Here is a 14,898-nt window from a genome sequence, read left to right on the forward strand (position 1 = left end):
GCTCACCAGCGCTTCTGCGCCTGCGCGGCCTCCACGGACTGATGCAGATCGGTCGCGGCCTCCAGCGCGGACGCCGCCGAGAACACCACACAGCACAGCAGCGCCGCGCCGACCAGGCGGCGGCCGGCCCGCCGCGGACGGGCCGGCGGGCGCCCGGGGGCGAGCAGCGCGGCGACCCGGCGGGGGACCGGTCCTGCGGTGGCGGCGAGGGCGGCGCCGGGACGGTGGGCCCCGGGGCGGGCGGCCAGGGCCGCGCGCCCGATGGCGCGGGCCGTCAGGGCCCGGTCGCCGACCCGGACGGCGGCGGATTCGTCGGCCCAGCGCTCCAGCGCGTACTCCAGGGGCGCGCGCAGCCCCCGCAGCAGCGGGTGGCACGCCGCGGCGAGCGTGGCGGTGAGCAGGAAGAGGTGATGGCGCCCGGCCAGATGGGCGCGCTCGTGCGCGAAGAGCGCCTCGCGTTCGTCCGGGGCCAGTGCGCGCAGCATCCCCGCGGTCACCACGATCCGGCCCGGCCGGCCCGGAAGGGCGTAGGCGTCCGGTGCGGCATCGGGCAGGACGCACAGATCACCGGCCGCGGCACGGGCGCCGACGGCGCGGCGGGCGGTGCGCAGACCGGCGCGGTGGGCCAGCGCGCGACGGCCGGCCGCGAGCGCGCACCCCGCCAGCAGGGCGCCCGCGGCGCAGGCCACCGGGACGGTCACGTCCGGATCGGGGCCGGGCAGCGGCAGCACGAGATGGCCGAGCGCGGCGACGGCGGGCAGCCGCAGTGCCCCGGCGGCGGCCAGCAGTCCCAGCGCCGCGGTCGCACAGGCGGCCAGCGCGGCGGCGCAGCCGGCCAGCAGCCAGGCGGCGGCGCGCGGCGGCAGCCAGGCCGCGAGCCGCCGGGCGGCCGGTACGGCGAGCAGCGGTATCAGCAGCGGGATCCAGACGGCGACGATCACGGGGCGGCCCCGTCCCCACCGGCTCCGTCCCCGCCGGCCCCTTCTCCGCCGTCCCCGGAGCCGCTCTCCCGCCGCCCGTCCGCCTCGTCCAGCAGCGAACGCAGCAGCCGCTCGTCCTCGCTGGTCAGCTGCGAGACGAAACGGGCCAGCGCGGTGCCCCGGTCGTCCTGCTTGTCCAGTTCGCTGCGCATCCGGCGCGCGGCCAGCCCCGCCGAGTCCTGTATCGGCGAGTACGCATAGCCCCGCCCGGCCCGGGTGCGGGTCACCGCCCCCTTGCCGTACAGCCGGGTGAGGATCGTCGTGACGGTCGTACGGGCGAGCCGCCCGCCCAGCGCGCCCTGCACCTCGGCGGGGCTCAGCGGACCCGTGGCCGCCCACAGCGCCCCCAGTACGCCGGCCTCCAGCTCGCCGGCGGGGCGCCGGGGCGCGGGAGGTGAACCGGGGGCCTGCGGTGTGTGAGGTGTCTCCGGCATGGAACGCCCTTCACCCTGTCGTCGTCTACAGTTTCGTAGACCGATACCGTCTACGTGACTGTAGTCGCTCGGTCCGGCTGTATGAGCCGCTCCCGTGAATCCACCCGCACCCGGTACCGGGGCCGCCGCCCGGTGTGCGCCCGTTCCGCCCTCCGCCGCCAAGGAGAACCCCCATGCACGACCTCGCCCTCGGCGGAGCCTCGATAGACGGCGGGCTGTACACCCGGATCACCGACCTGGCCCAGCGCGCCCCGCACACCCTGAACACCGTCATCTCCTACGGGACCGACTACGGCCTGGGCCTCTTCGCCGTGCTGATGCTGCTCGCCTGGTGGCGGGCCCGCCCGGCCGACGCCCGCCGGATGGCCCTGGTGCTGGCCACCCCGGTGGTGGTCGTCGCCGCCTACCTGGCCAACGACGTGATCAAGTCCTTCTTCGACGAACAGCGCCCCTGCCAGACGCTGCACACCGTCACCGTCGAAGCCTGCCCCGGCATCGGCGACTGGTCCTTCCCCAGCAACCACTCCGCGGTCGCCGCGGCCGCCGCCGTCGCCCTGATCCTGTGCGGCAGCCGGCTCGGCCGGATCGCGGTCCCCGCCGCCCTCCTGATGGCCGCCTCCCGCGTCTGGGTCGGCGCCCACTACCCGCACGACGTCGTCGCCGGTCTGCTGACCGGCGCGCTGGTCGCGTGGGCGCTGATGCGCCTCGCCCACCGGGCGGCGCCGGCCGTCGAGCGGGTCCGCGCCACCCGGCTGCGCCCCCTGGTGGCGGTCCGGTGACCCCCGCGGGGCCGCACCGTCCGGGCCGCCTGCTCGCGCTGGCCGCCCTCACCGCGGCCCTGTTCGCCGCCGTGGCCGTCGTCGTCGCCCTGCGCCACGGCGCGCCCCTCGCCCCCGAGCTCGCCGCCCACCACTGGGCGAGGACGCACCACGGCGAACCGCTGCGCTCCCTCGCCCGCGCCCTCACGTCGACCGGCACCGGCCCCGTCCCCTACCTGATGGCGGTGCTCGCCGGTCTGCTGGCCGGATCCGATGCCCCCGGCCGACTGCGTGCGGCGGCCGCCGCGGTGGGCGTCCTGGCCGTGGGCCAGACGCTGCGCTACGGCCTGATGGAACTCCTCGCCCGCCCCCGCCCGCCCGCCGTCGACTGGACCGGGCACGCCTCCGGCTACGCCTTCCCCTCGGGCCACGCCACCACCTCCGCCCTCGCGGCCGGCCTCCTGGCCTGGGGTATCGCCCGTCGCGCCCGCCCGGCGACGGCCCGCACCTGGTACGTGGTGCTCGCCCTGTGGGCCGTCGGCGTCGGCACCACCCGCGTCCTGCTGGGCGTCCACTGGCCCGGCGACGTCCTCGGCGGCTGGCTCCTGGCCGCCACCGTGCTGACCCTCGCCCTGCTGGCGGAGCCCGCCTTCCTCGGGCCCCCGGACCGCCGGACCCCTGGTGCCATCCACCACTCGCGCGCCACACGTCACGCACCACGCCATGACTAGCTGACGATAGGACCAGTTCTTCGCCAAGCGGGCATGGACCGGCCCCCCGCCGAGCAGCACTGTCCTGGGCGCCGTCAGGCACCCGGCACAGCGATCACGGCACCACCAGGGGGACGCCATGAACCGACGACTCGACCACGCTCCGAACCCCGCGGCGGCCCCGGCCCTCCGGCCGCCCGCCCCCCGCACCCGCTGCGCGGCCGCCGCCGCCGAGGACCCCACCCCGTGCGGGGGCCCGCACGACGCCGCCACCCTCATCGACCGCCAAGGCCGCGAGATCCCGGGCTGCCTCCACCACTGCGCCCGCCTCCTGGCCACCCTCGACGGCGCCCGCGTCCATCCCTTCGTCCCCACGGCCCACGCCCTGGAGATCTACTACCGGGCCCGCGAACTCCCGCCGTACGCCTGGGAGATCGGCCGCTAGCGGGGATCCGCCCGGAAGGTCACGGTCGGCCCGTAGGAGCCGTCCTCCTCATCGCTCACCTCGACGGTGATGTCCCGGTCGGGATAGCGCGCGGACAGGACTCCCTGCCAGCACTCCCCCAGGGCCAGTGCGAGGCGGGGCAGTTCCTCCCCGAGGCGATCGTCGTCCGTCAAGGGGGTGTTGAGGAAGACGTCCCACAACTCGACGTGGTTGACGACGAGCTCGATACGGCGCCGATCGCCCTCCAGGTTCGTGAACCAGTCGTCGACAGTGCCCTGGTGGAAGCGCTCCTTGAGGAACACACCACCGCGGTACTCGACCGTCTCGGGACAGAACAGCCACGCCGCGGCCAGGACGAAACGCAGCCCGCCCCCGAAGTCCAGGTAGTCGTACGGGGAGAGCTCCTCGTCCCCCCAGTCGTTTCGCCACTGCCTGAAGAACGCCGGCAGCTCACGCTCGGACCACACCGGTTCACTGGTGCTCACGGGATCTCCCGGGGGGATACGACCTCAGCACTCGATGATGTTCACCGCGAGCCCGCCCCGCGCCGTCTCCTTGTACTTGACGGACATGTCGGCGCCGGTCTCCTTCATGGTCTTGATGACCTTGTCGAGGGAGACGTGGTGGCGGCCGTCGCCGCGCAGGGCCATGCGGGCGGCGGTGACGGCCTTGGCGGAGGCCATGCCGTTGCGTTCGATGCAGGGGATCTGGACGAGGCCGCCGACCGGGTCGCAGGTCAGGCCCAGGTTGTGTTCCATGCCGATCTCGGCGGCGTTCTCGACCTGCTCGGGGGAGCCGCCGAGCACCTCGGCCAGGCCGCCGGCGGCCATGGAGCAGGCCGAGCCGACCTCGCCCTGGCAGCCGACCTCGGCGCCGGAGATGGAGGCGTTCTCCTTGAAGAGCATGCCGATGGCGCCGGCGGCCAGCAGGAAGCGGACGACACCGTCCTCGTCGGCCCCGGGCACGAAGTTGACGTAGTAGTGCAGGACGGCGGGGATGATGCCGGCCGCGCCGTTGGTGGGGGCGGTCACCACCCGGCCGCCGGCCGCGTTCTCCTCGTTGACGGCCATCGCGTAGAGGGTGACCCATTCCATGGCGTGGGCGGCCGGGTTGCCCTCGGAGCGCAGGGCGCGGGCGGCGTTGGCGGCCCGGCGGCGGACCTTGAGCCCGCCCGGCAGGATGCCCTCGCGCGACATCCCGCGCTCCACGCACGCCTGCATGACCCGCCAGATCTCCAGCAGCCCGGCCCGGATCTCCGCCTCCGTGCGCCAGGCCTTCTCGTTCTCCAGCATCAGCGCGGAGATGGACAGGCCGGTCTCCTGGGACATGCGCAGCAGCTCGTCGCCGGTGCGGAAGGGGTGCGTCAGGACGGTGTCGTCGAGCTTGATGCGGTCCTCGCCCACCGCGTCCTCGTCGACGACGAAGCCGCCGCCGACGGAGTAGTAGGTCTTCTCCAGGAGGGGGGCGCCGTCGGCGTCGTAGGCGAAGAGGGTCATGCCGTTGGCGTGGTACGGCAGGGAGCGGCGGCGGTGCAGGATCAGCTCGCGGCTCTCGTCGAAGGCGATCTCGTGGGTGGCGCCTATTTCGGCGCCCAGCAGCCGCAGCCGGCCGGTGGTGCGGATGCGCTCGACCTCGTCGTCGGCGGTCTCGACGTCGACGGTGCGGGGGGAGTGGCCCTCCAGGCCGAGCAGTACGGCCTTGGGGGTGCCGTGGCCGTGGCCGGTGGCGCCGAGGGAGCCGAAGAGCTCGGCGCGCACCGAGGTCGTCTGGGCGAGCAGACCGTCCTTCTTCAGCCGGCCGACGAACATCCGGGCGGCGCGCATCGGGCCGACGGTGTGGGAGCTGGAGGGGCCGATGCCGATGGAGAAGAGGTCGAAGACGGAGATGGCCATGGCGGCGGACTCCCTTGTCTGCTCGGGGTGGGTGGTGGAGCGGTGAAGCGGGGGACGGGGGCGGGGTGGGCCCCGGTCGGCGGCAGTCACGTTTCTGCGTTTCTGCGCCGATTGTCGAGCGTAACCCGGATGGCGGCACGCGCCCATGGACGAGAGGCGTCGGGTGGCCGTCGTCACGGACAACAGCGACGGTGGCGATGGGCGAGGACGCGGTCAGGACCACGGGGGACGGCACGGAGGACCGTACGTCAGGCGATGCGCGGACCGTGCGCGGGCCGGGCCGGGGGATCCGGGAGGCCGGGAGGGAGGCCGTCCCGTGGGTGCGCGGCGAGTGCGGTGCGGGTATCCGGGACGCGTCGGCCGCGGATACCCGCATCACGTCACAGCGACGGGTACAGCGGGTGCTTCTCGGCCAGGGCCGTCACGCGCGCCTTGAGGGCGTCGGTGTCGTACGACGGCTTGAGGGCCTCGGCGATGATGTCGGCGACCTCGCGGAAGTCCTCGGCCGTGAAGCCGCGGGTGGCCAGGGCCGGGGTGCCGATGCGCAGACCCGAGGTGACCATCGGGGGCCGCGGGTCGTTCGGGATGGCGTTGCGGTTGACCGTGATGCCGACCTCGTGGAGGCGGTCCTCGGCCTGCTGCCCGTCCAGCTCGCTGTTGCGCAGGTCGACCAGGACGAGGTGGACGTCCGTGCCGCCGGACAGGACGGAGACGCCGACCTCGGTGACGTCCGGCTGGACCAGGCGCTCGGCGAGGATCCTGGCGCCGTCCAGGGTGCGCTGCTGGCGCTCCTTGAACTCCTCGGACGCCGCGACCTTGAAGGAGACCGCCTTGGCCGCGATGACATGCTCCAGCGGGCCGCCCTGCTGACCCGGGAAGACCGCCGAGTTGATCTTCTTGGCGAGTTCCTGGGTGGAGAGGATGACGCCGCCGCGCGGGCCGCCCAGGGTCTTGTGGGTGGTGGTGGTCACCACGTGGGCGTGCGGGACGGGGGAGGGGTGCAGGCCCGCGGCCACCAGGCCGGCGAAGTGGGCCATGTCCACCATCAGGTACGCACCGACCTCGTCGGCGATCCGGCGGAAGGCGGCGAAGTCCAGCTGGCGCGGGTAGGCGGACCAGCCGGCCACGATCAGCTTGGGGCGGTGCTCCTTGGCCAGGCGCTCGACCTCGTCCATGTCGACCAGGTTGGTCTTCTCGTCGACGTGGTAGGGGACGACGTTGTACAGCTTGCCGCTGAAGTTGATCTTCATGCCGTGGGTCAGGTGCCCGCCGTGCGCGAGGTTGAGACCCAGGATGGTGTCGCCCGGCTTGATCAGCGCGAACATCGCGGCGGCGTTGGCCTGCGCACCGGAGTGCGGCTGGACGTTGGCGGCCTCGGCGCCGAAGAGCGCCTTGATGCGGTCGATGGCGATCTGCTCGACGACGTCGACGTGCTCGCAGCCGCCGTAGTAGCGGCGGCCGGGGTAGCCCTCGGCGTACTTGTTGGTGAGGACGGAGCCCTGGGCCTCCATGACGGCGACGGGGGCGAAGTTCTCCGACGCGATCATTTCGAGGGTGGACTGCTGGCGGTGGAGCTCGGCGTCGACGGCGGCGGCGACGTCGGGGTCGAGCTCGTGGAGGGAGCTGTTGAGAAGAGACATGGAGGACTTCCTGGGGAGAGGGGTGCGGGGCTCAGCTCTGGATGAAGGCGGCGTACTCGTCGGCCGACAGCAGCTCGCCCGGCTCGCCGCTGATCTTCACCTTGAACAGCCAACCGCCCTCGAAGGGGGCGGAGTTCACCAGCGAGGGGTCGGCCACGACGTCCTCGTTGATCTCGACGATCTCGCCGTTGACGGGGGCGTAGAGATCGCTGACCGACTTGGTCGACTCCAGCTCACCGCAGGTCTCGCCCGCCGTGATCTCCTTGCCGACCTCGGGAAGCTCCACGTAGACCACATCGCCGAGCGCGTTGGCGGCGTGCTCGGTGATGCCGACCGTCGAGACGCCGTCCTCGGCGGCCGACAGCCACTCGTGCTCCTTGCTGTAGCGCAGCTGCTGGGGGTTGCTCATGGGTCGATTCTCCTGTACGCGAAGGGGTGATCGTGAAGGGGCCCCTGGAAGCCAAGGGGAGGGTCTTACGCAGCGAGACGGCGGGGGCGTGCGCCGCCGCCGGTTTGCCGCGGGCGAACCGTTACTTCTGGCGCTTGTAGAAGGGCAGCGCGACGACCTCGTACGGCTCATGGGTTCCACGGATGTCCACCGCGACACCCTCGGTGCCCGGCGTGGCGTAGGCCGCGTCCACATACGCGATGGCGATCGGCTTGCCGAGGGTGGGGGAGGGGGCCCCGGAGGTGACCTCGCCGATCACCGCGCCGTCGGCGGCGACGACCGGGTAGCCGGCCCGGGGGACCCGGCGGCCCTGGGCGATCAGGCCGACCAGCTTGCGCGGCGGGGCGGTCTCGGCGCGGGCGGCGGCCGCCTCCAGCGCGGTCCGGCCCACGAAGTCACCGTCGTTCGTCGTCTTCTCGAACTTCACGACCCGGCCCAGGCCCGCGTCGAACGGCGTGGTGGCGCGGGTCAGCTCGTGCCCGTACAGCGGCATCCCCGCCTCCAGGCGCAGCGTGTCGCGGCAGGAGAGGCCGCACGGGACCAGGCCGGCGTCCTTGCCGGCCTCGGTCAGCGCCTGCCACAGGGTGACGGCGTGCTCGGGCCGGACGAACAGCTCGAAGCCGTCCTCGCCGGTGTAGCCGGTACGGGCGATCAGCGCGTCCACCCCGGCGACGGTGCCGGGCAGGCCCGCGTAGTACTTCAGGCCGTCCAGATCGGCGTCCGTCAGGCGCTTGAGGATGCCGGGGGACTCCGGGCCCTGGACTGCGAGCAGCGCATAGGCGTCGCGGTCGTCGCGGACCGCGGCGTCGAAGCCCGCGGCGCGCTCGGTCAGCGCGTCCAGCACGATCTGGGCGTTGGAGGCGTTGGCGACGACCATGTACTCCCGGTCGGCCAGCCGGTAGACGATCAGGTCGTCGAGGATGCCGCCCTCGGCGTCGCAGATCATGGTGTAGCGGGCGCGGCCGGTCTTCACCCCGCCGATGTTGCCCACCAGCGCATGGTCGAGGAGGTCGGCGGCCTGCGGGCCGGTGACGGTGATCTCGCCCATGTGGGAGAGGTCGAAGAGGCCGGCGCGGGTGCGGACCGCGACGTGCTCGTCGCGCTCGCTGCCGTAGCGCAGCGGCATGTCCCAGCCGGCGAAGTCGGTCATGGTCGCGCCGAGCGCACGATGCGTGGCATCGAGCGCGGTGCGGCGGGGGGCATCAGTCATGGTTCTGGGCTCCCAGGCAGGGTGACAAAACATGTCTCCCCATCTGTCATCGGAACCTGAGAGGTTCACCGGGATCCCGCGAACGGACCCGGTTTGCACCTTGGGTGGAGCCGCCCCTTCGGGCAGCGGCTCGCTTTTCAGATCTGCCTCGCCCGCGCGGTATAGGGGCCTGAGAGATTCAAGGGAGGACTTGCTCCTTCGGCGCCCCGCCGTGGCGGCCGGGGACTCTCCCGCGCGGATTCAAGCGGCCGGTATGCAGTTGGCCGTGCGAGGACTGTGCCCGAAAGAACACAGGTGCGCACGTGGCGCCGACATCATTGCACGGGAATGCCGGATCGAGGAGGGGCGGCCGTCACGTGGTCCACGACCCGGGCGGATCCCACGAGCACCTTGAAGCGCATTACCGTTTCTTGACACTCTGCGCGGGGGAGGGTGCCGCACCGGCGCCGAACCGGACCGGGAGGGGGCGATCACGGTGCACCGCGAAGCCGCAGGCATGACGACGACGGGGGTCGCTGCCCGGGAGACGGGGGTCGCTGCCCGTGACACCGGGGCCGTCTCCCGGGACACGGGGGCCGCCACCAGGCGCGCCGTACCGCGGACCTGGGTACGGCCCGGCCGCGGCACCGACGTCGTCGACCTCAGGGGCGGCGCCCGCTCCCCGGCCGGACTGCGCTTCCCGGCCGGCGATCTGGTGGTCGTCTCCGGGCTGCCGGGCGGCGGCAAGAGCACCCTGATGCACCGCATAGTGCCGGCGCTGGACGCCGGCGGCGGCGCGGTGCACCGCATCGACTCGCAGGACGTCCGCGAACGCTGGGAGCGCGGCCGGCTGCGCCGCCTGCCGTACGCCGTCTACCGGCCGCTGGTCCGCGCGGCCCACTATCTGGCGCTGCGCCGCGCGCTGCGCTCCGGCACCAGCGTGGTGGTGCACGACTGCGGGACGCTCTCCTGGGTGCGGCGCTGGCTGGCGCTCTCGGCCCGGCGGGGCGGCCGCGGGCTGCATCTGGTGCTGCTGGACGTGCCGGCTGCGGTGGCGCGCTCGGGGCAGGCGGCGCGGGGGCGCGGGGTGTCGGGGTACGCCTTCGCCCGGCACCGGCGTGCGGTGGGGCGGCTGGTCGGGGCGGTGGAAGCGGGGCGGCCGCCCCGGGGATTCGGCTCGGTGGTGCTGCTGGACCGGGGCGCGGCCGGCGCGCTGGAGACCGTCGACTTCGGCTGAGCCGCCGGCCTGCTGCCGCCCCGCCGCCCGCCGTCGCCCCGCAGGTGTGCACGTCGGCCGCCTCGTCTAGGGTCGTTGGTCTGTAGGCGCGGTGCGGAACGGGTGGATGCAGATGACATTTCCGGAGCAGGGGAGCTACCCGCAGGGGGACATTCCGGGGCACGGGGGCCATCCGGGGCACGGGGACTTCCCCGGCCAGGGGATACCCCAGCTGTCCTGGCCCGCGAACGAGCTCGAAGAGGTGCTCTCGGCCTCGGTCGGGCATCCCGGCGCGGGCGGCCGGATCGTGGAGGTCCTGGGCCGCAGCCGGCTGTGGGTGCCGCTGCCCAACGGCGGCGGACCGGATTCGGCGGGGCCCGGCGCCCGCGGACTGGACCTGCCCACCGTCGATATCGAGGGCCTCGCCTACGTCCCCGTCTTCAGCTCCGAGCAGGAGTTCCTCCGGATCGTCGGCACACATATGCCCTTCACCGTCGCCCCCGCCCGGGAGTTCGCCCGCGGACTGCCGCCGAACATGGGCATCGCGGTCAATCCGGACGGCGCCGTCGGCGTCCCGCTGCCGCCGCCCGCGGTGGCCGAACTGTGCCGTGCCGGACGGGGGGAGGCCGATGCGGCCCTGCCCAGCGGCGGCCGGGTGCGGCTGTTGGAACCGGACTGGCAGGACGAGCCGGTGGATTTCCTCGCGGCCGCCGGACTGGAGTTCTCCGCCGCCGGAATTGTCCTGACTGCCCGGCGTGCCCTGGCAAGTGTCGAGGGCGACACGCCCGCACTGTTCGTCGGTGTTCAGGTCGGGGCCGCGCCCGCCGCGCTCCAGGACGGCAGCGCCAGAGATGCGGTGCTCAACGCCCTGGGACGGGCGCTCGGTGCGGTGCCGGTGCCCTGGCCCGTCCAGCTGGTGATGCTCGATATCGCCCAGGGTGACCCGGTCGCCGACTGGATGCTCGAGCGCGTGCGGCCCTTCTACGCGCGGGACCACTCGTAAGCTGGTGGGGCGACGGCGCGGGCGGACCCCCACGCGCCCGGCCACTAGGAAGGGACGGACCACGTGAGCGCGGGTGCGCATCAGGGAGCGGCGGCGGCCGGCCAGGTCGAGCAGATGCTGGCGCAGGTCTCGCCCGGTCGCTATGACGCCTATGAGGCGCTGCTGCACGCCCTGGCGGCCGGCCAGGTCTGGATGCTGCTGTGGCAGGGCCGCGCCGGCATGCCCGATGCGCAGTACGGCAACATGGAGGTCGACGGCCTGGGTTATGCGCCCTGTGTGACCTCCGCGGCCGAACTCGCCGCCTCCGGCTGGAACCGCGACCACGAGCTCGTCACCGGACCCGAGATCGCCGCCTCCCTCTTCCCCGACCGCTGGGGCCTGTGGCTCAACCCGCACGCCCCCGGCGGCGGCGTCGGCATCCCCTGGCTCGACCTGCGCCGGATCGCCGGCGGCCTGGACCGGCTGCCCGCCGGACCGCTGCGGATCAGCGAACCGGTCATCGACATCCCGCAGTTCTACGCCCTGCTCGGCCAGAACGCGCACCGCACCCCCGCCGTACGGTCGTTGCGCCGCGCCTGGGTGCAACCCGCCCTCGGCGCGCCCTACCTGGCGATCGGCCTGGATCTGTACGACACCGGACAGCAGGCGGTGGACTCGGTGCGGATGATGATCCAGCAGTCCATCGGCGCCGTCCCCGACGGGCTGCCCGTCTCGACGGTCGCGATGAACGACGAGTACGACCCCGTCGGCATGTGGATGCGCGCCTGCGCCCGGCCCTTCTTCGACCGCGACGGCTACGGCCCGGTGCCCGGGCAGATGCCGGGCCAGATGACCGGCCAGGCGCCGGTGCAGGGCTACGGCTACCCGCGCCCGTACTGACCTCCCCCTCGGCGGCGGACGTCGCCGCCGCCCGGCGCTCTTGCGGTGAATTCGCCCGGTGCGCCCCACGTACTTACCTCCCTTTTCCCGGTATTCGCTCCGCTCAGCCACTTCTGGCGTCCGTATAACGGAACACCGCGGACCACATCACAGTTGCGCATCCTTTCCCCGCCAGGTCTGGTGAGTGATCGCGAATCGGATGAAGACTCCGGCCACGGAGAGCACCGGCTCTTTGTACGAGTTGTGCGAGGACCATCCCGAACGGCTCACGTGAATTCCCCCCGGTATTCCCCCGGGTGACCTTCCGTGATGACCGCTCGGTCTGCCACGGCCGCACCGTTGCGGCAGTTGCACCAGTGAGGTGAACCGCGCCGCGCCCGCGGCGGGCATGGGCCGTCCACCAACGGCCGAGAGGGGGCAAAAGCACCGTGACCGCACCGATCGAGACCACCGGGGCCGCTGCCGAGGCGCAGCCGGAAGCGGTGCTGAAGGGCGTGCCGGCCCAGCGCATCGAAGGGCGCTCGCTCGGCCGGATCGCGCTCCTTCGCTTCCGGCGCGACAAGGTCGCGGTGGCGGGTGCCATCGTTGTCATCCTGCTGGTCGTCCTGGCGGCGTTCTCGCGGCCCCTCCAGGCCCTGCTCGGGCTGGACCCGGACAGCCCCCACCAGGATCTGATCGACGCCAACACCACGCTGCCCAAGGCCGACTTCGGCGGCATGAGCGCCGCACATCCCCTGGGCGTGGACCCCAAGTTCGGCCGGGACCTGCTCGCCCGCATCATCGAGGGCTCCTGGGTCTCGCTGCTGGTGGCCTTCGGCGCGACCCTGCTGTCGGTCGCCATCGGCACCGTCCTCGGCGTGGTCGCCGGTTTCTACCGCGGCCGGGTGGACGCGCTCATCAGCCGCATGATGGATGTGTTCCTGGCTTTTCCGCTGCTGCTGTTCGCGATTGCCATCTCCGCCTCCCTTCAGGGCGGTGCATTCGGCATGGAAGGACTGCCGCTGCACATCTGCGTCCTGATTTTCGTGATCGGCTTCTTCAACTGGCCGTATATGGGGCGGATTGTGCGCGCACAGACGCTGTCGCTGCGGGAGCGAGAATTCGTGGACGCCGCCCGCGGTATGGGCGCCCGCGGCCCTTTCATCCTCTTCCGTGAACTGCTGCCCAATCTCGTGGGCCCGATCATCGTCTACTCGACGCTGCTGATCCCCTCCAACATCCTCTTCGAGGCGGCGCTGAGCTTCCTGGGCGTCGGCATCCAGCCGCCGCAGGCGTCCTGGGGCGGCATGCTCAACCAGGCGGTCAAGTACTACGAGGTCGACCCCCAGTACATGATCGTCCCCGGCCTCGCGATCTTCGTCACCGTGCTCGCGTTCAACCTGCTCGGCGACGGTCTGAGGGACGCGCTGGATCCGCGCAGCCGCTGATCCCCGCCCCCCTCCCGCCCGTCCGGCCCGTCCGGCCCGTCCGGCCCAGAATCCTCATCCGCGCTTTCGACGTCCGACGTTGCTGACGTTTCGACCTATCCGACGAACGAAGGGGACACCGACCACCATGAGAAGGTCACATCCGGTCGCCGCGATAGCGGCCCTCACCAGCGCGGGCCTGCTGCTCGCCGGCTGCGGCGGCGGCGCCTCCGACAGCGGCGACAGCACGGCCAACGCCGCCACCAAGGGCATCGTCAACGCCTCGGACGCGAAGGGCGGCACGCTCACCTACGCGATGGCCGACGCCCCCGAGTCGTTCGACCCGGGCAACACCTACTACGCGTTCATCTGGAACTTCAGCCGCCTCTACGCCCGCCCGCTCACCACCTTCCAGCCGGGCCCCGGCACGAAGGGGAACAAGCTGGTCCCGGACCTGGCCGCGTCGATGGGCAAGTCGTCCGACGGCGGCAAGACCTGGACGTACAAGATCCGCAAGGGTCTGAAGTACGAGGACGGCTCCCCGATCACCTCGCAGGACGTCAAGTACGGCGTCGAGCGCAGCAACTTCGCCCGCGACGTCCTCTCGCTGGGGCCGAACTACTTCCAGCAGTTCCTCCAGGACAACGACGGCGGCTACAAGGGCCCCTACAAGGACAAGTCCAAGGCCGGTCTGAAGTCCATCGAGACCCCCGACGACACCACGATCGTCTTCCACCTCAAGAAGCCGTTCGCCGAGTTCGACTACCTGGTCAGCTCGCCGCAGACCGCCCCGGTCCCGCAGGCCAAGGACAAGGGCGCGGACTACACCAAGTCCGTGGTCTCCTCCGGCTCGTACAAGTTCCAGAGCTACCAGGAGGGCAAGCAGCTCACCCTGGTCCGCAACCCGCAGTGGTCCGCCAAGACCGACCCGCTGCGCAAGCAGCTGCCCGCCAAGATCGTCCTGAACCTCAAGGTCGCCCAGTCGACCATCGACAAGGACCTCCAGGCCGGCAACACCCAGATCGACCTCAACGGCCGGGGCGTCGACGGCCAGACCCAGGCCCAGCTGCTGACGGACCCCAAGCAGAAGGCCAACACCGACAACGCGCTCGGCCAGCGGCTCATCTACACGGCGATCAACACCAAGGTGAAGCCGTTCGACAACGTCGAGTGCCGCAAGGCCGTCGAGTACGCGCTCGACAAGAAGGCCGTCCAGGGCGCGCTCGGCGGTCCGATCCGCGGCGGCCTGGCCACCACGATCCTGCCGACCGACCTCAACGGCTACCAGAAGTACGACCTGTACCCGCAGAAGTACAAGGGCGACAAACTGGATCTGACCGACGCCAAGCAGCACTGGAACAAGTGCGGTGCGGGCAAGGTCAGCACCACCATCCTGGCGCGCAGCGACCGCCAGGAGGAGGTGGACGGCGCGACCTCGGTCATCGAATCGCTCAAGAAGGTCGGCATCGACGCCAAGATCCAGACCTACCCGTCGAGCAAGTACTTCTCGGACTACGCCGGTGTGCCGAAGTTCACCGAGAAGAACAACGTCGGTCTGATGATGATGCAGTGGGGCGCGGACTTCCCCACCGGCTACGGCTATCTCCAGCAGATCCTGCACGGCAAGGCGATCAGCCAGTCCGGCAACTCCAACCTCTCGCAGCTGAACGACCCGGAGATCAACAACCTGCTCGACACCGCCATCGCCAACCCCGACCAGGCGGCCCGCGAAAAGGCGTACGCCCAGATCGACCGGAAGACGATGGAGCAGGCCGTGATCGTCCCGCTCACCTACTTCAAGGTCCTGAACTACCGCAATCCCAAGGCCACCAACGTGGTGTCGACCTCGGCCTACAGCGGCGAATACGACTACCTCAACATCGGCGTCAAGCAGTAGC

At 72.0% G+C, this 14,898-nt stretch carries 15 protein-coding genes and 2 riboswitches; of the genes, 8 read left to right on the plus strand and 7 right to left on the minus strand.

Annotated elements, in window-relative coordinates; genetic code table 11:
- Positions 1-2: 2 nt before the first annotated feature.
- Both B1H19_RS27945 and B1H19_RS27950 read right to left on the minus strand, forming a co-directional pair.
- Positions 3-941, minus strand: coding sequence for a M56 family metallopeptidase (locus B1H19_RS27945; RefSeq protein ID WP_083107501.1), 939 nt, complete (start codon positions 939-941; stop codon positions 3-5).
- A complete protein-coding gene (locus B1H19_RS27950; RefSeq protein WP_083107502.1) occupies positions 938-1,414 on the minus strand; it encodes a BlaI/MecI/CopY family transcriptional regulator in 477 nt (158 codons plus the stop codon). The genes B1H19_RS27945 and B1H19_RS27950 overlap by 4 nt, the downstream gene beginning before the upstream one ends.
- Before the next feature lie 173 nt (positions 1,415-1,587).
- On the opposite strand from B1H19_RS27950, the gene B1H19_RS27955 reads away from it, so the two are divergent.
- The 3 genes from B1H19_RS27955 (at position 1,588) to B1H19_RS27965 (ending at position 3,327) form a co-directional block, all read left to right on the plus strand.
- Positions 1,588-2,193: a phosphatase PAP2 family protein gene (locus B1H19_RS27955; protein ID WP_083107503.1), complete on the plus strand. Its 606-nt coding sequence runs from the start codon at positions 1,588-1,590 to the stop codon at positions 2,191-2,193.
- On the plus strand, positions 2,190-2,903 hold the full coding sequence (locus tag B1H19_RS40395) for a phosphatase PAP2 family protein (RefSeq protein ID WP_083107504.1): 714 nt from the start codon (positions 2,190-2,192) through the stop codon (positions 2,901-2,903). Before B1H19_RS27955 ends, B1H19_RS40395 begins: the two co-directional genes overlap by 4 nt.
- Before the next feature lie 118 nt (positions 2,904-3,021).
- Positions 3,022-3,327 (plus strand): hypothetical protein, encoded by a 306-nt coding sequence (locus tag B1H19_RS27965; protein ID WP_083107505.1) that lies wholly within the window; start codon positions 3,022-3,024, stop codon positions 3,325-3,327.
- Here the strand turns inward: B1H19_RS27965 and B1H19_RS27970 are convergent.
- The 5 genes from B1H19_RS27970 to gcvT form a co-directional block, all read right to left on the minus strand.
- The gene (locus tag B1H19_RS27970) at positions 3,324-3,812 is read right to left on the minus strand and encodes a hypothetical protein (RefSeq protein WP_083107506.1); all 489 of its coding nucleotides are present in this window, start codon (positions 3,810-3,812) and stop codon (positions 3,324-3,326) included. The genes B1H19_RS27965 and B1H19_RS27970 overlap by 4 nt on opposite strands.
- A 24-nt stretch (positions 3,813-3,836) precedes the next feature.
- A complete protein-coding gene (locus tag B1H19_RS27975; RefSeq protein ID WP_083107507.1) occupies positions 3,837-5,219 on the minus strand; it encodes an L-serine ammonia-lyase in 1,383 nt (460 codons plus the stop codon).
- A gap of 380 nt (positions 5,220-5,599) precedes the next feature.
- Positions 5,600-6,859, minus strand: coding sequence for a serine hydroxymethyltransferase (gene glyA, locus B1H19_RS27980; protein ID WP_083107508.1), 1,260 nt, complete (start codon positions 6,857-6,859; stop codon positions 5,600-5,602).
- 31 nt (positions 6,860-6,890) lie between these two features.
- Positions 6,891-7,268, minus strand: coding sequence for a glycine cleavage system protein GcvH (gene gcvH / locus B1H19_RS27985; RefSeq protein ID WP_083107509.1), 378 nt, complete (start codon positions 7,266-7,268; stop codon positions 6,891-6,893).
- Positions 7,269-7,389: 121 nt separating this feature from the next.
- Entirely contained in the window at positions 7,390-8,517 is a 1,128-nt protein-coding gene (gene gcvT / locus B1H19_RS27990; protein WP_083107510.1) for a glycine cleavage system aminomethyltransferase GcvT, read from the minus strand.
- A gap of 33 nt (positions 8,518-8,550) precedes the next feature.
- Positions 8,551-8,664: riboswitch (glycine riboswitch) on the minus strand.
- Positions 8,665-8,760, minus strand: a riboswitch (glycine riboswitch).
- A 253-nt stretch (positions 8,761-9,013) separates the two neighbouring features.
- Here gcvT and B1H19_RS27995 point away from each other — a divergent pair.
- The 5 genes from B1H19_RS27995 (at position 9,014) to B1H19_RS28015 (ending at position 14,897) form a co-directional block, all read left to right on the plus strand.
- Entirely contained in the window at positions 9,014-9,733 is a 720-nt protein-coding gene (locus B1H19_RS27995; protein ID WP_083107511.1) for a P-loop nucleotide/nucleoside kinase family protein, read from the plus strand.
- Positions 9,734-9,845: 112 nt separating this feature from the next.
- Positions 9,846-10,715: an enhanced serine sensitivity protein SseB gene (locus tag B1H19_RS28000; protein ID WP_083109915.1), complete on the plus strand. Its 870-nt coding sequence runs from the start codon at positions 9,846-9,848 to the stop codon at positions 10,713-10,715.
- 63 nt (positions 10,716-10,778) lie between these two features.
- The gene (locus B1H19_RS28005; RefSeq protein WP_083107512.1) at positions 10,779-11,594 is read left to right on the plus strand and encodes an enhanced serine sensitivity protein SseB C-terminal domain-containing protein; all 816 of its coding nucleotides are present in this window, start codon (positions 10,779-10,781) and stop codon (positions 11,592-11,594) included.
- Between the two features lie 428 nt (positions 11,595-12,022).
- Positions 12,023-13,021: an ABC transporter permease gene (locus tag B1H19_RS28010; protein ID WP_083107513.1), complete on the plus strand. Its 999-nt coding sequence runs from the start codon at positions 12,023-12,025 to the stop codon at positions 13,019-13,021.
- Positions 13,022-13,148: 127 nt separating this feature from the next.
- Positions 13,149-14,897 carry an ABC transporter substrate-binding protein gene (locus tag B1H19_RS28015; RefSeq protein WP_083107514.1) on the plus strand — a complete coding sequence of 583 codons (1,749 nt, stop codon included), beginning with the start codon at positions 13,149-13,151 and terminating at the stop codon, positions 14,895-14,897.
- The last annotated feature ends 1 nt before the right edge of the window (position 14,898 follow it).

This window comes from Streptomyces gilvosporeus (genome assembly GCF_002082195.1).
GTDB lineage: Bacteria > Actinomycetota > Actinomycetes > Streptomycetales > Streptomycetaceae > Streptomyces > Streptomyces gilvosporeus.

What these genes read in the sequence shown, in the direction of transcription:
- glyA (WP_083107508.1), bottom strand. Translation starts at nt 6,859, where the DNA reads ATGTCTCTTCTCAACAGCTCCCTCCACGAGCTCGACCCCGACGTCGCC.
- gcvH (WP_083107509.1), bottom strand. Translation starts at nt 7,268, where the DNA reads ATGAGCAACCCCCAGCAGCTGCGCTACAGCAAGGAGCACGAGTGGCTG.
- B1H19_RS27965 (WP_083107505.1), top strand. Translation starts at nt 3,022, where the DNA reads ATGAACCGACGACTCGACCACGCTCCGAACCCCGCGGCGGCCCCGGCC.
- B1H19_RS27950 (WP_083107502.1), bottom strand. Translation starts at nt 1,414, where the DNA reads ATGCCGGAGACACCTCACACACCGCAGGCCCCCGGTTCACCTCCCGCG.
- gcvT (WP_083107510.1), bottom strand. Translation starts at nt 8,517, where the DNA reads ATGACTGATGCCCCCCGCCGCACCGCGCTCGATGCCACGCATCGTGCG.
- B1H19_RS27995 (WP_083107511.1), top strand. Translation starts at nt 9,014, where the DNA reads ATGACGACGACGGGGGTCGCTGCCCGGGAGACGGGGGTCGCTGCCCGT.
- B1H19_RS28000 (WP_083109915.1), top strand. Translation starts at nt 9,846, where the DNA reads ATGACATTTCCGGAGCAGGGGAGCTACCCGCAGGGGGACATTCCGGGG.
- B1H19_RS27955 (WP_083107503.1), top strand. Translation starts at nt 1,588, where the DNA reads ATGCACGACCTCGCCCTCGGCGGAGCCTCGATAGACGGCGGGCTGTAC.
- B1H19_RS27975 (WP_083107507.1), bottom strand. Translation starts at nt 5,219, where the DNA reads ATGGCCATCTCCGTCTTCGACCTCTTCTCCATCGGCATCGGCCCCTCC.
- B1H19_RS28015 (WP_083107514.1), top strand. Translation starts at nt 13,149, where the DNA reads ATGAGAAGGTCACATCCGGTCGCCGCGATAGCGGCCCTCACCAGCGCG.